Source organism: Micromonospora sp. CNZ286, from assembly GCF_014207755.1.
Window position 1 is genome coordinate 3226928 of the sequence record NZ_JACHIZ010000001.1, and the last position, 13864, is coordinate 3240791.

11 protein-coding genes are annotated in these 13864 nt (G+C 73.2%); 5 read left to right on the top strand and 6 right to left on the bottom strand.

The window, feature by feature from the left end; all coding sequences use genetic code 11:
* Nucleotides 1–2: 2 nt before the first annotated feature.
* Genes FHX31_RS14605 through FHX31_RS14615 form a run of 3 tightly spaced genes read left to right on the top strand, consistent with a single transcriptional unit; the run spans nucleotide 3 to nucleotide 3538 of the window.
* Nucleotides 3–1085: an ABC transporter permease gene (locus FHX31_RS14605; RefSeq protein ID WP_013286254.1), complete on the top strand. Its 1083-nt coding sequence runs from the start codon at nucleotides 3–5 to the stop codon at nucleotides 1083–1085.
* Entirely contained in the window at nucleotides 1082–2089 is a 1008-nt protein-coding gene (locus tag FHX31_RS14610; protein ID WP_184976483.1) for an ABC transporter ATP-binding protein, read from the top strand. The genes FHX31_RS14605 and FHX31_RS14610 overlap by 4 nt, the downstream gene beginning before the upstream one ends.
* Before the next feature lie 36 nt (nucleotides 2090–2125).
* Nucleotides 2126–3538: a GH1 family beta-glucosidase gene (locus FHX31_RS14615; RefSeq protein WP_184976485.1), complete on the top strand. Its 1413-nt coding sequence runs from the start codon at nucleotides 2126–2128 to the stop codon at nucleotides 3536–3538.
* Between the two features lie 26 nt (nucleotides 3539–3564).
* On the opposite strand, the gene FHX31_RS14620 is transcribed toward FHX31_RS14615, so the two are convergent.
* On the bottom strand, nucleotides 3565–4809 hold the full coding sequence (locus FHX31_RS14620) for an ROK family transcriptional regulator (RefSeq protein ID WP_091327894.1): 1245 nt from the start codon (nucleotides 4807–4809) through the stop codon (nucleotides 3565–3567).
* Nucleotides 4810–4950: 141 nt separating this feature from the next.
* On the opposite strand from FHX31_RS14620, the gene FHX31_RS14625 reads away from it, so the two are divergent.
* Nucleotides 4951–6330: a carbohydrate-binding protein gene (locus tag FHX31_RS14625; RefSeq protein WP_184976487.1), complete on the top strand. Its 1380-nt coding sequence runs from the start codon at nucleotides 4951–4953 to the stop codon at nucleotides 6328–6330.
* Between the two features lie 44 nt (nucleotides 6331–6374).
* On the opposite strand, the gene FHX31_RS14630 is transcribed toward FHX31_RS14625, so the two are convergent.
* Complete coding sequence (locus tag FHX31_RS14630; protein WP_013476854.1) at nucleotides 6375–7853, bottom strand: M1 family metallopeptidase; 1479 nt, start codon at nucleotides 7851–7853, stop codon at nucleotides 6375–6377.
* An 82-nt stretch (nucleotides 7854–7935) separates the two neighbouring features.
* On the opposite strand from FHX31_RS14630, the gene sthA reads away from it, so the two are divergent.
* Nucleotides 7936–9339, top strand: a complete 1404-nt coding sequence (gene sthA / locus FHX31_RS14635; protein ID WP_184976489.1) for a Si-specific NAD(P)(+) transhydrogenase — start codon at nucleotides 7936–7938, stop codon at nucleotides 9337–9339.
* Between the two features lie 46 nt (nucleotides 9340–9385).
* Here sthA and FHX31_RS14640 read toward each other — a convergent pair whose 3' ends face one another.
* From FHX31_RS14640 to FHX31_RS14655, 4 genes are read right to left on the bottom strand one after another with little or no spacing between them, the layout of a single operon-like run.
* Nucleotides 9386–9982: a DUF6368 family protein gene (locus FHX31_RS14640; RefSeq protein ID WP_151014503.1), complete on the bottom strand. Its 597-nt coding sequence runs from the start codon at nucleotides 9980–9982 to the stop codon at nucleotides 9386–9388.
* Nucleotides 9983–10030: 48 nt separating this feature from the next.
* Complete coding sequence (locus FHX31_RS14645) at nucleotides 10031–11818, bottom strand: gamma-glutamyltransferase family protein (RefSeq protein WP_184976491.1); 1788 nt, start codon at nucleotides 11816–11818, stop codon at nucleotides 10031–10033.
* Nucleotides 11819–11828: 10 nt separating this feature from the next.
* Nucleotides 11829–12863, bottom strand: coding sequence for an ABC transporter ATP-binding protein (locus FHX31_RS14650; protein ID WP_184976493.1), 1035 nt, complete (start codon nucleotides 12861–12863; stop codon nucleotides 11829–11831).
* A complete protein-coding gene (locus FHX31_RS14655) occupies nucleotides 12860–13837 on the bottom strand; it encodes an ABC transporter ATP-binding protein (RefSeq protein WP_184977789.1) in 978 nt (325 codons plus the stop codon). Before FHX31_RS14655 ends, FHX31_RS14650 begins: the two co-directional genes overlap by 4 nt.
* Nucleotides 13838–13864: the final 27 nt, after the last annotated feature.

The window sequence follows — 13864 nt, forward strand, 5'->3', positions numbered from 1 at the left end:
CGATGACACTCTCCCCGTCCAGCATCGAGCAGGTCATCCCCGGCCAGGGGGCGATGGCGCAGCCGTCGGCCCGGGCACGCCGCCGCCGGTTCCGCTTCGTCGCCAACGCCAAGGCCGCGACCGGCCTGGCAGTCCTCGGGGTGTACGTGCTCCTGGCGGTGATCGGGCCGTGGATCGCGCCGTACGACCCGGACGCGCGCAGCGCCGACGTGCTCCAGGCGCCCTCGGCCCGGCACTGGTTCGGCACCACCCACCTCGGGCAGGACATCTTCAGCCAGATCCTGGTCGGCGCGCGCAGCGTCATGGTGGTGGGCCTGATCGCCGGCGTGCTCGCCACGATCCTGTCCATCCTCATCGGCGTGACCTCCGGCTACCTGGGCGGCGCGGCCGACGAGGGCCTGTCGGCGGTGTCGAACGTGTTCCTGGTGATCCCGGCGCTGCCGCTGATCATCATCGTCACGTCCCTGGTCGACCAGGCCGGCGACATGCTCGTGGCGCTCATCATCGGCCTCACCTCGTGGGCGTGGGGCGCCCGGGTGCTGCGCGCGCAGACGCTGTCGTTGCGCCGCCGCGACTACGTCGAGGCCGCCCGCGCCACCGGCGAGCGGACCTGGCGGATCATCGGCTTCGAGATCCTGCCGAACCTGACCGCGATCATCGCCTCCGGCTTCGTCGGCACCGTCATCTTCGCGGTGATGTCGGAGATCACCCTGGCGTTCATCGGCATCTCGTCGATGACGTCGTGGAACTGGGGCACGATCCTGTTCTGGGCGCAGGGACAGCAGGCCCTGGCGCAGGGCGCCTGGTGGTGGTTCGTCCCGGCCGGGCTGGCCATCGCGCTGCTCGGCACCGCGCTGGCGCTGATCAACTTCGGCATCGACGAGTTCGTGAGCCCGCGGCTGCGCACCGGCGGCCGGACCCGGATCCGTACCGCCGACGGTCGCGTCGTCGCGATGCGCGTCGGGTTCACCCCGGTGCTCGCGCCGGTCACCGCGTCGGTGCCGATGCAGCCGCGCGACGCCGACGGCCGGCCGCCCGCCGACGCCGTCAGGCCGCCCGCCGACGAGAGAGGGAAGCGCGCATGAGCGACCAGGTGCTGGAGATCCGCGGGCTGTGCGTCGACTACGGCGTCGGCGCGGAGGCGGTCCGCGCGGTCCGCGACGTCGACCTGACGCTGCACCGCGGCGAGGTGCTCGGCCTGGCCGGGGAGAGCGGCAGCGGCAAGTCCACGCTCGCGTACGGGCTTACCCGGCTGCTGCCCCCGCCCGGCGTGGTCAGCGGCGGCCAGGTCATCTACCACCCGGCCGACGGCCCGCCGGTCGACGTGCTCACGCTCAGCCCGGCGAAGCTGCGCGAGTTCCGCTGGGCGGAGACGTCGATCGTGTTCCAGGGCGCGATGAACTCGCTCAACCCGGTGCACAGGGTCTCCACCCAGCTGCTCGACGTGATCCGGGCGCACGAGCGCACGAGCACGGCGGCGAGCCGGTCGGCCCGGGCCAAGGAGCTGCTGCGCCTGGTCGGCATCTCCGCCGACCGGCTGGACAGCTACCCGCACCAGCTCTCCGGCGGCATGCGGCAACGGGTCATGATCGCGATGGCGCTGGCGCTGGAACCGCAGGTGGTCATCATGGACGAGCCGACCACCGCGCTGGACGTGGTGATGCAGCGGCAGATCCTCGGCCAGCTCGCCGAGCTGCGCGAACGCCTCGGCTTCGCGGTCCTGTTCATCACCCACGACCTGTCGCTGCTGGTCGAGTTCTCCGACCGGATCGCGATCATGTACGGCGGGCGGATCGTCGAGGAGGCGCCCGCCACCCGGCTGTACCGGGAACCGCTGCACCCGTACACCGAGGGGTTGCTGCACTCGTTCCCGGCGCTGCACGGGCCGCGCCGCGAGCTGACCGGCATCCCCGGCTCTCCGCCGGACCTGCGCGCCATGCCTTCCGGCTGCGCGTTCCATCCCCGCTGCCCGAAGGCGTTCGACGGGTGCGACCAGCAGGTGCCGGTGCTCGGCGCCCCGCGCGTCGACGACCCGGCGCGGGCCGTCGCGTGCCGGCTGCACCCGGCCGTCGCGCCCCTGTCCCGCTGACCCGCCCGACACCACCCGCTACCCGCGAGGAGAACCATGGACACCGACCTCACCCGCCCGTCGTCAGTCGCCGGTGCGGACCCGATCGACACGCTGCCGCCGACCTTCCGGTGGGGGGTGGCGACGTCGTCGTACCAGATCGAGGGCGCGGTGGCCTCCGACGGCCGCACCCCGTCCATCTGGGACACGTTCTGCCGGGTGCCGGGCGCTGTGGCGAACGGCGACAACGGCGACGTGGCGTGCGACCACTACCACCGGATGCCGCAGGACGTCGCGCTCATCGCCGACCTGGGACTGGACACGTACCGGTTCTCGGTGGCCTGGCCCCGGGTGCAGCCGGGCGGGCGCGGTCCGGCGAACGTGGCCGGGCTGGCCTTCTACGACCGGCTGGTGGACGAGCTGCTCGGCCGGGGCGTCGAGCCGTGGGTGACGCTGTACCACTGGGACCTGCCGCAGGAGCTGGAGGACGCGGGCGGCTGGCCGAACCGGGACACCGCGTACCGGTTCGCCGACTACGCGGAGCTGGTGTTCGCCGCGCTCGGCGACCGGGTCCGCACCTGGACCACGCTCAACGAGCCGTGGTGCTCGGCGATGCTCGGGTACGCCTACGGCGACCACGCCCCGGGCCGGCGGAACCTGGGCGACGGCATCGCCGCTGCGCACCACCTGCTGCTCGGGCACGGGCTGGCGACGCGGCGGCTGCGCGAGGCGGCCCGCTCCCCGATCGAGCTGGGCCTGACGCTGAACCTGTCCACCGCCGACCCGGAGACCGGCAGCGCGGCGGACCGGGACGCCGCGCGGGCCGCCGACGGGCTGGCCAACCGGCTCTACCTCGACCCGGTGCTGCGCGGGGCGTACCCGCAGGACGTGATCGCGGACCTGGCCGCCGAGGGGGTCCGTATCCCCGTCGAGGACGGCGACCTGGACGTCATCGCCACCCCGATCGACGTGCTCGGGGTCAACTACTACTTCGGGCAGCTGCACTCCGGCGTGGACGAGCAGGGCCGGGACCGCGACGACGACGGCAAGCCGGTACGCCGGGTGGTCCGCCGCGACCTGCCGCGTACCGCGATGGACTGGGAGATCGTGCCGGAGTCCTTCACCGACCTGCTGGTGCGCCTGCACCGCGACTACCCGGGCACGCCCATGGTGATCACCGAGAACGGCGCCGCGTTCGACGACACGCCGGACGCCGACGGGTTCGTCGCCGACGACGACCGGGTCGGCTACCTCACCGAGCACCTGCGGGCGGTGGCCCGGGCGCGGGCGGCCGGCGCCGACGTGCGCGGCTACTTCGCCTGGTCGCTGCTGGACAACTTCGAGTGGGCGTACGGCTACGACAAGCGGTTCGGCATCGTCCGGGTCGACTACGACACGCAGCGCCGCACCCCCAAGCGCAGCGCGCTGTGGTACCGGGACACCGTGCGGCGGGTCCGCGGGCAGCGCTGACGCCGCGGCGTGGGGGGCCGGGCCGGTCAGTGACGCCGGCCTCGCCCCCACGCCGGAACCGGGCGGGCGGCCGGGTCGCGGGCCACGCCGCCGTCGCGCAGCAGCCGGGTCATCGGCAGGGTGGCCGCGCCCATCGCGACCGCGTCCGGTCCCAGCCGGCACAGCTCGATCGAGGTCTGCGCGTACGGCTGCCGCAGCGCGTGCCGCGCGGTGGCCTCGCGGATCGCGGGCAGGTGCCGTTCGCCCAGGGCCAGCCCGGCCCAGCCGCCGAGCACCACCCGCTCCGGGTTGAACAGGTTGACCAGGTTCGCCACCCCGGCGCCCAGGTAGCCGACCGTCTCGTCGATCACCTTCGCGGCGGTGCTGCCGGTGGAGCGCAGCAGCTCACCGAAGGCGGTCTCCTCGTCCGCGCCGGGTGCCGGGCGGCCCCGGTTGGCCTGGCGGAACCGGTCCAGCACCGCCTCCGCCCCGACGTACGCCTCCAGGCAGCCGAGGTTGCCGCAGCGGCAGCGGCGGCCCCCGTACACGATTGTGGTGTGGCCCCACTCCCCGGCGCTGCTGTGCGCGCCGCGGTAGCCGACGCCGTCGGCGACCACGCTCGCGCCGACGCCGGAGCCGACCAGGGCGACCACCGCGTGCCGGACGCCGCGGCCGGCGCCGAACCACATCTCGGCCTGGCCGAGCGTCTTCGCGCCGTTGTCCACGTGCACCGGTACGTCGGTGCCGGCGCGCAGCATCGCGCCGAGCGGCACGCCGTCCCAGCCGAGCGTCTGGGCGTGCACCACGGCGTCGGCGGTGCGCTCGACGGTGCCGGCGACGGCGACGCCGAAGCCGAGGACCGCGGCCGGGTCGACGCCCGCCTGCTCGGTGACAGCGGCGAGGCCGTGCCGCAGGTGCGCGGCGACCTGCTCGGGGTCGGGGTCGGCCGCGGCGATCGGGTACTCCGCCTTCGCCAGCGCGGTCATGCTCAGGTCGAACAACTCCACCTGGACCCGGGTCTCGCCGACGTCGGCGCCGACCAGGTAGCCGTAGCCGGGCGCGACGCGCAGCAGCACGCGGGGACGGCCGCCGTCGGACTCGACCGAGCCGGCCTCCTCGACCAGGCCCTCGTTGATCATCTCGCCGACCAGGTTGCTGACGCTGGCCAGGCTGAGCGCCGTGGACTGGCCCAGCTCGTGCCGGCTGAGCGGACCGTCCAGCCAGATCCGGGTCAGCAGGACCGACCTGTTGGCCCGGCGCATGTCACGCACCGTGGTGCGTCTGGCGTCCACGTCGCCGCCGTCCTTCCCGGCCGCCCGCGGGCGGCTTTCGTTCCTGCTTCACACCCTGAACGGGGTGGTGACAGGGTACGCCGCATTTACACTTAACAAAGTTAACTGATAACCTCCGGCGCATCGATGAGGAGGTATGTCATGCGACTCGGACGTGGGATGACCGCTCTGCTCGGTGGCGTCGCGCTGCTCGCCGCCACCGCCGCCGCCCTGCCCGCCACCGCCGCCACACCGGCCCGCGCCGTCGGCACGCTCGTCGCCTGTGACGCGCCGGCCTGGGCCGAGGGCGTCACCTGGACCGCCGGCAGCCGGGTGACCTATAACGGCCGGCTCTACCAGGCGCTCGTCACGCACACCCCGCCCGCCGGCGCGGGCTGGAACCCGGCCGCCGTACCGGCGCTCTGGACCGACCTCGGCGCCTGCACCGGCGGCACGCCGTCGCCGAGCCCCACCACCCGGCCGCCGTCGCCCTCCCCCACCGCCTCCCCTTCCCCGACCGCTTCCCCCACGCGGACGCCGACGCCCACGCCCACTGTGTCGTCCAGCCCGACCACGCCGGGCGGAGACACCTGCGCGCTGCGGTCCCGGCCGTCCGGCAAGGTGCTTCAGGGCTACTGGGAGAACTGGGACGGCGCCGCGAACGGCGTACACCCCGGCCTCGGCTGGATCCCGATCACCGACTCCCGGATCACCGGGCACGGCTACAACGTGGTGACCGCCGCGTTCCCGGTCATCCGCGCCGACGGCACCGTGCTCTGGGAGGACGGCATGGACGCCGGCGTCAAGGTGCCCACCCCGGCGCAGGTGTGCCAGGCCAAAGCCGCCGGGCTCACAGTGCTGCTGTCCATCGGCGGCGCCACCGCCGGGATCGACCTCAGCTCCAGCGCGGTCGCCGACCGGTTCGTCGCCACCGTCGTGCCGATCCTCAAGCGGCACAACTTCGACGGCATCGACATCGACATCGAGACCGGCCTGACCGGCAGCGGGAACATCAACCAGCTCTCCCCCTCGCAGGCCAACCTGATCCGGATCATCGACGGGGTGCTGGCCCAGATGCCGGCCGGGTTCGGGCTCACCATGGCGCCGGAGACCGCGTACGTCACCGGCGGCAGCGTCACCTACGGCTCGATCTGGGGCGCGTACCTGCCGATCGTCAAGAAGTACGCCGACAACGGGCGGCTGTGGTGGCTGAACATGCAGTACTACAACGGCTCGATGTACGGCTGCGCCGGTGACTCGTACCCGGCCGGCACCGTGGCCGGGTTCGTCGCGCAGACCAACTGCCTCGACGCCGGCCTGGTCGTGCAGGGCACCACCATCCGCGTACCGCTCGACCGGCAGGTCCCCGGGCTGCCCGCGCAGGTCGGCGCCGGCGGCGGCTACATGAGCCCGGCGCTGGTGGCCCAGGCGTGGAACACCTACCAGGGCCGGCTCAAGGGCCTGATGACCTGGTCGGTCAACTGGGACGGCTCGAAGGGCTGGACGTTCGCCGACAACGTCCGCTCGCTCCAGGGCCGCTGAGACGCGGCGCGGGGCCCCGCCGGACGGGCGGGGCCCGCGCCGGGTCAGCCGATCTTCTTCGGGGTGATCTTCTTCGGCGTGGTCGGGGAGTCCAGCCAGGCGTTGATCAGCGCGGTGAAGTCGCGGCCCGTCTGCTTGTTGACGAAGGCGATGAACGAGGCCCGGTCCTGCGGCGTGTTGCGCTGCTCCTGGACCCAGGCGCGGGCCAGCGCGAAGAACGCCGCGTCGCCGACCGTCCGGTGGATCTCGCGCAGCATCGCCGCCGGGCACAGATAGACGTTCCCCTCGGCGAACCGCTTCGGATCGGGCCGGCCGGGCGGACCCAGCTTCTTGCGCAGCACGGCGTCACCCTCGCGCAGGTAACGGTCCAGGCTGGCCTCGCTGAGCTTCAGCGTCTCCTTGGTGTACAGGTCCTGGATGTACTTCGCCCAGCCCTCGTTCAGCCACAGGTCCGTCCAGGTGGTGGGCGTGACCGAGTTGCCGAACCACTGGTGGGCGTACTCGTGCAGCAGATCGCTGCCCCAGCGGTCCCGGCGGGCCGCGGTGTTCTCGATCTTCCGGCCCATCGTGATCATCTGCTGGGTCTCCATGCCCGACGCCGAGTCCACCACCACGACGCCGCCGGAGGGGAACGGGTACGGACCGAACTTCTTCTCCAGCCAGGCCAGGTACTGCGGGGACTTCTTCAGGTACGGCAGCAGCTTGTCGTCCGCGCCCTTGCGGTACCAGTAGGTCAGCGGCACGCCGCGCGGCCCCGCCGCGGTCAGCTTCTGGTACTTCCCCACCGCGAGCGTGGTCAGGTAGGTCGCGACCGGGTCGGTGCTCCGGTAGCTGAACGTGGTGCCGGACTGACCGGCGGGCGTGCCGCCGGCGATCGCGGACCAGCCGGCCGGCACTGTCACCCGGATGTCGTAGAGGGCCTCGTCCGACGGCTGGTCGTTCGCCGGGTACCAGGTGAACGCCCCGAACGGCTCCTGCATGGTCCAGAGGCCGCCCTCCTTGGTGACGGTGAGACCCAGGGCCTCGGTGTCCTTGCGGTGCGACGGCATCGGGGTCGTCTTCGGCCGGCCGTGGTAGGTGACCACCAGGGTCACCGGCTCGTCCGCCACCACCGGGGCGGACACGGTCAGCTTCTCCTTCGCCACCGCGCCGGGAACCGTCGCGCCATCCAGCGTGACGCTGTCGAGCTGGTAGGGCATGAAGTCGAGAACCAGGCTCGGCGCGTCCTTCACCGGCCGGATCCGCAGCGTGGCGGTGCCGGTGAGGGTGGTGGTCGACGGCGCCCACTCCAGCGCGAGGTCGTAGTGCAGGACGTCCAGCGCGTCGGTGCCCCGGGCCGGATAGACCGGGTCGGCCACCGGCGTCGACCGCCCCGCCTGCCAGGCGGCGTAGTCGACGGCGGGCGCGGTCGGGCTCGGCGGAGTGGAGGCGGAGGGGGTCGCGGCCGGGGTGGCGGGAGCGGTGGTGCACCCGGCGACGAGCAACGGTACGAGGAGCATGATCAGGGTTACGGGGCGGCGCATCAGCGCACCCTACGGCAGTGATCGATCTTCGTGGGGGCGTCTCGGCTGGCGCGGGTTGCGAGACCCTGCGAGGCTGGCGCTCGTGTATGACTACGACCTGCTGGTGCTGGGCTCCGGACCGAGTGGACAGAAGGCGGCGATCGCCGCGGCGAAGCTGGGCCGCCGCGTCGCGATCGTGGACCGCCGCGACATGCTCGGCGGGGTGTGCATCAACACCGGCACCGTGCCCTCCAAGACGCTGCGCGAGGCGGTCCTCTACCTGACCGGGCTGAGTCAGCGCGACCTCTACGGCAGCAGCTACCGGGTCAAGGAGGACATCACCGTCGCGGACCTGGCCGCCCGCACCCAGCACGTGATCACCCGGCAGACCGACGTCATCCGCAACCAGCTGGCCCGCAACAAGGTCTCGCTGATCACCGGCACCGGCCGGTTCGCCGACGCCCACTCCGTCTGGGTCGACGCCGGCTCCGGCCGGGAGACCCGGGTCAGCTTCGACAAGGCGGTCATCGCCGCCGGCACCCGCCCGGCCCGCCCGGACAGCGTCGACTTCGACGACCGGACGATCGTCGACTCCGACGGCGTCATCAACCTCCAGGCCGTCCCGCGCAGCATGGTCGTCGTCGGCGCCGGGGTGATCGGCATGGAGTACGCGTCCCTGTTCGCCGCGCTCGGCACCAAGGTGACAGTGGTCGAGCGCCGCCCGCGGATGCTCGACTTCTGCGACGAGGAGATCGTCGAATCCCTGAAGTACCACCTGCGGGACCTGTCGGTGACCTTCCGCTTCGGCGAGGAGGTGGCCGCCGTGGAGAAGCACCGCAGCGCCGCGCTCTGCGTCCTGCGCAGCGGCAAGAAGATCGCCGCCGACACGGTGATGTACTCGGCCGGGCGACAGGGGCAGACCGACGACCTCGCGCTGGAGGCAGCCGGGCTCACCGCCGACCACCGGGGCCGGATCACCGTCGACGCCGACTACCGCACCACCGTCGAGAACATCTACGCCGTTGGCGACGTGATCGGCTTCCCCGCGCTGGCGTCCACCTCGATGGAACAGGGCCGGCTGGCCGCCCAGCACGCCTGCGGCGAATCGGCGCGCGGCATGTCGGACCTGCAACCGATCGGCATCTACACCATTCCGGAGATCAGCTTCGTCGGGAAGACCGAGGAGGAGCTGACGGATGCGTCCGTCCCGTTCGAGGTGGGCATCGCCCGCTACCGGGAGCTGGCCCGGGGGCAGATCGTCGGCGACTCGTACGGCATGCTGAAACTGCTGGTCTCACCCGAGGACGGGCGGCTGCTCGGGGTGCACGTGTTCGGCACCGGCGCCACCGAGATCGTCCACATCGGGCAGGCCGTGATGGGCTGCGGCGGCACCGTCGACTACCTGCTGGACGCCGTCTTCAACTACCCGACGCTGGCGGAAGCGTACAAGGTGGCCGCCCTCGACGCCGCCAACAAGATCCGCAACATCACCCGGATCGACACCTGACCATGCCCTCTCCCTGGGCCGGCTCGACGTCGCCAGACTCGTCGCGCTACTTCACCATGCGAAATTGTGGATGCGTCAACCACACTGTCAGGAGATCGGGCTCGACGACGTGGTAGATGTGCCGGGTGCCACCGGCGGCCACGTAGGGGATCTCGTGCCATGCCCCGCCGAGCATCCTGAGGGTCTCCCGGGATCCGGCCCACCACTCCTCGATCCCGGTACCGGCCTCGACGGCATCGAGGACGCGGACTCTCGCCGGAGGTGGGACCGGTAGTGGACCGGTGAGATCGATCAGCCCGCCGTACCGGTGCGCTATCGCTACCGCGAGATGCGCCAGGAACCGGTGGTCGTCCACGCCGTTCGTCGCCGAGGCCAGAACGACCTCTGTCGCGGGCCGGAACCCGGCGGCGCGCGCCAGAAATGCTGCCTCGTCCGGATCCTCCACGTCCCAGTCATCCGGCTCGACCAGCATCGGCCCGGTAACCGGTGACTCAGCCTGCCAGCCCAAGCGGGACGGCTCTCGGAGCAGCCACCAGTCGCCGGTCTGGTTGGTGAGCGCCTCCGCCAGCCAGACCCGGAACAGTTCGACATGCGAAGCGGTCCACGGATCGGGCAGCAGGACTGCGACACAGGGCCCGGCCACGGCCCCATCATGCCCGTACGCCCACGGCCGCGCTCAGGGGAGGGTGGGTCAGCGGCCTGTGGCGTAGCCCTGGGCGCCTCGGGGGTTCGCCGCCGCGGAGAGGACCCCGGTGCGCGGGTCGCGCGTCACCGCGCACATGCGGCCCAGGCTCCACGGGTCGGACAGGCGGACGGTGTGGCCCCTTGCGCGCAGGCCCGCCAGCACGTCGCCGTCGATCCGGTCCTCCAGCACCAGCACGCCCGGCTCGACCTCGCGTGGATAGAACGACGCGGGGAAGCTCGTCGTGTGCCACGTCGGCGCGTCGATCGCCTCCTGCAACTCCTGCCCGCCGGCCAGGTGCCGCAGCAGGAACAGCAGCTGCCACTGGTCCTGCTGGTCGCCGCCGGGCGTCCCGCAGGCCATCACCGGCTCGCCGTCGCGGAGCACGAGCGTCGGGCTGAGCGTGGTACGCGGACGCCGCCCCGGCCGCAGCGTGGAGGCGAGCCCCTCCTCCAGCCAGCACATCTGCAACCGGCTGCCGAGCGGGAAGCCCAGCTCCGGGATGACAGGTGAACTCTGCAGCCAGCCACCGCTGGGCGTGGCGGAGACGATGTTGCCCCACCGGTCCACCACGTCGACGTGGCAGGTGTCGCCGCGGGTCACGCCGTCCGCCCGTACCGTGGGTTCACCGGTGCTCGGATCCTGCGGGACGGTCCGGCGACCCACGTCGGCGTGCAGGTGGGACGGGAGCCGGGGCGGCTCGCCCGCCGGGCTTCCGGGGCGCAGCGTCGTGTCGGCACGGTCGCCGACCAGCGCGGCCCGCGCACGGGCGTAGTGGGCCGACAGCAGCGCGGAGCCCGGCACGTCGGTGTCGCCGTACCACGCCTCCCGGTCGGCGAACGCGAGCTTCAGCGCCTCGGCCTGCGCGTGGATGCCCTCCAGGCTCGACGGGTCGTGGACACGCGGGTCGTCGAGCGCGTCCAGGATGGAGAGCGTCTGGAGCAGCACCGGGCCCTGGCCCCAGAAGCCGGTCTTGGCGATCGTGTGCCCGTGCCAGTCCAGCGTGACCGGTTCCTCCCAGGTGGCCGACCATCCGGCCAGGTCGTCGCCGGTGACCAGCCCGGCGTGCGCACGCCCGCTGGAGTCGCGGAACGGCAGCCGGCTGAACGCGTCGATCGCCTCGGCGACGAAACCCTCCCGCCAGGCGCGCCGGGCCGCCTCGATCTGCGCCTCCCGGTCCGCACCGGCGGCCCGTCCCGCGTCGACGAGGCGGCGCAGCGTGTCCGCGTACGCCGGGTTGGTGACCATCTCCCCCGGCGCGGGCGGGCGGCCGTCGCGGAGCCAGAGGCGCGCGGAGGTCGGCCAGTGGTCGGTGAACAGCGAACGGACCCGCGCGACGGTCTGCCCGGCCGGGCCGACCAGCGGATGGCCTGCGGCGGCGTAGCCGATCGCCGGTTCCAGCACCTCGGCGAGCGTTCGGGTGCCGTGGTCGCGCAGCAGCAACAGCCAGGCGTCGACAGCGCCCGGCACGACGGCGGCGAGCGGACCGGCGCCCGGCACGAGGTCCAGGCCGAGCGACCGGAAGTGGGCGACCGTCGCGGCCGCAGGGGCCGGGCCCTGACCGCACAGCACCCGCGGGGTGGGGTCGGTCGCGGTGGCGAGGACCGCGGGCACCTCGCCGGCCGGGCCGTTGAGGTGCGGCTCCACGACGTGCAGCACGAACCCGGCGGCCACCGCGGCGTCGAAGGCGTTGCCGCCGCGTTCCAGCACGCCCATCGCGGACTGGCTGGCCAGCCAGTGCGTGGAGGAGACCATGCCGAACGTGCCGCGCAACGTCGGCCGGGTGGTGAACGCCATGGGCGCGAGCCTACGGCGTGCCGGCGGCGTCGGCGTGCGTCGTCGCCGCCTCCCCCACGCCGCCGTCCCGGTCGCCGTCGAGCGGGAACAGGCACGCCGCGTGGTGGCCCGTGCCGACCTCGGCGAGCGCCGGATCGGTCTCGGCGCACGCGGGGCGGGCCTGGGGGCATCGGGTACGGAAGCGGCAACCGCTCGGCGGGTCCACCGGGCTCGGGATGTCGCCGGTGAGCACGATCCGGCGGCGCTCCCGCTCCACGCGGGGGTCGGCCACCGGCACCGCGGAGAGCAGCGCCGCCGTGTAGGGGTGCGCCGGGTGCCGGTAGATCCGCTCGGGTGGGCCGGTCTCGACGATGCGGCCCAGGTACATCACCGCGATCCGGTCGCTCATGTGCTCGACGGCGGCCAGGTCGTGCGCGATGAACAGGTAGGTCAGCCCCAGGTCGCGTTGCAGGTGCCGGAGCAGGTTCATGATCTGCGCCTGCACGCTCAGGTCCAGCGAGGCGATCGGCTCGTCCAGGACGATCAGGTCCGGCTCGCCGGCCAGCGCCCGGGCCACGCCGACGCGCTGGCGCTGGCCGCCGGACAGCTCGTGCGGATACCGGCCGGCGGTGTCGGCGCGCAGACCGACCAGGTCCAGCAGCTCCGCGACCCGGTCCCGCCGGGCGGCGGCGGACGTGGCGAGCCGGTGCACGATCAGCGGCTCGGCGATGCTGTCGCCGACCGTCCGGCGTGGATCGAGCGATGCCTGCGGATCCTGGAAGACCATCGCGACGTAGCGGCGCGTCGCGCGCAGGCGGCGGCGCGACCAGCGGGTCACGTCCGCGCCGGCCACCCGGACCCGTCCGGCGGTCGGGTCGACCAGCCGCAGCAGCGCCAGGCCGGCCGTGGACTTGCCGCTGCCCGACTCGCCGACCAGCCCGAGCGTCTCGCCCCGGCGTACGGCGAGGCTGACGCCGTCCACGGCGCGGACGGTTCCGGCCGGGGTCGGGAAGTGCACCTTCAGGTCGTCCAGCTCGGCGACCACGTCCGGGGTGTCGGCGCTCATCCGGCCTCTCCACGGTAGAAGGTGCGGGCCGTGTGCCCGTCGCCGACCGGCGTCAGCGGGGGCAGCTCGTGCTCGCAGCGGGGGTCGGCGCGTACCGGGCAGCGCGGCCAGAACGCGCAGCCGGGCGGCAGGTCCAGCGGGCTCGGCGGCGAACCGGGGATGGCGACCAGGTCCTCGCCGCGGCGTGACGGGTCCGGCCGGGCCGCCAGCAGCGCCCGGGTGTACGGATGGGTGGGCGTGTCGAACACCGCGTCGACGGGGCCCTGCTCGACGATCCGCCCGCCGTACATGACCGCCACGGTGTCGGCGATGCCTGCCACCACGCCCAGGTCGTGGGTGACCCAGACGACGGCGGTGCCCAGCCGGGCCTGGAGATCGGCGACCAGTTCGATGATCTGCGCCTGCGTGGTGACGTCGAGCGCGGTGGTCGGCTCGTCGGCGATCAGCAGGTCCGGCTCGCAGGCGAGCGCCATGGCGATGGCGACGCGCTGGCGCATGCCGCCGGAGAACTGGTGCGGGTACGCGTCGACGCGCCGCGCGGCCGACGGGATGCCCACCAGTTCCAGCAGCTCCACCGCCCGGTCGCGGGCGGCGCGGCGGGTCAGCCCCAGGTGCTCCTCGGCCGCCTCGGTGACCTGCCGGCCCACCGGCAGCACCGGGTTGAGCGAGGTCATCGGGTCCTGGAAGACGAACCCGACGTGCCGGCCGCGTACCTTGCGGCGGCGGTCGTCGGGCAGCGCGGTCAGCTCCGTGTCGAGCAGCCGGACCCGGCCGGTGACTGTGGCGGCGCGCGGGGCGAGGCCGGTGGCGGCGAGCAGGGTCATGCTCTTGCCGCTGCCGGACTCGCCGACCAGCGCGAACGTCTCCCCCTGCCGCACCTGCCAGGACACCCCGGCGACGGCACGGACAGGGCCGCGGCGGGTGCCGACGGTGACGGTGAGGTCGTCCACTGACAGCACCGTCGAGTCGGTCATGGGGTGCCGGCGCTGGCTCGGCATGGG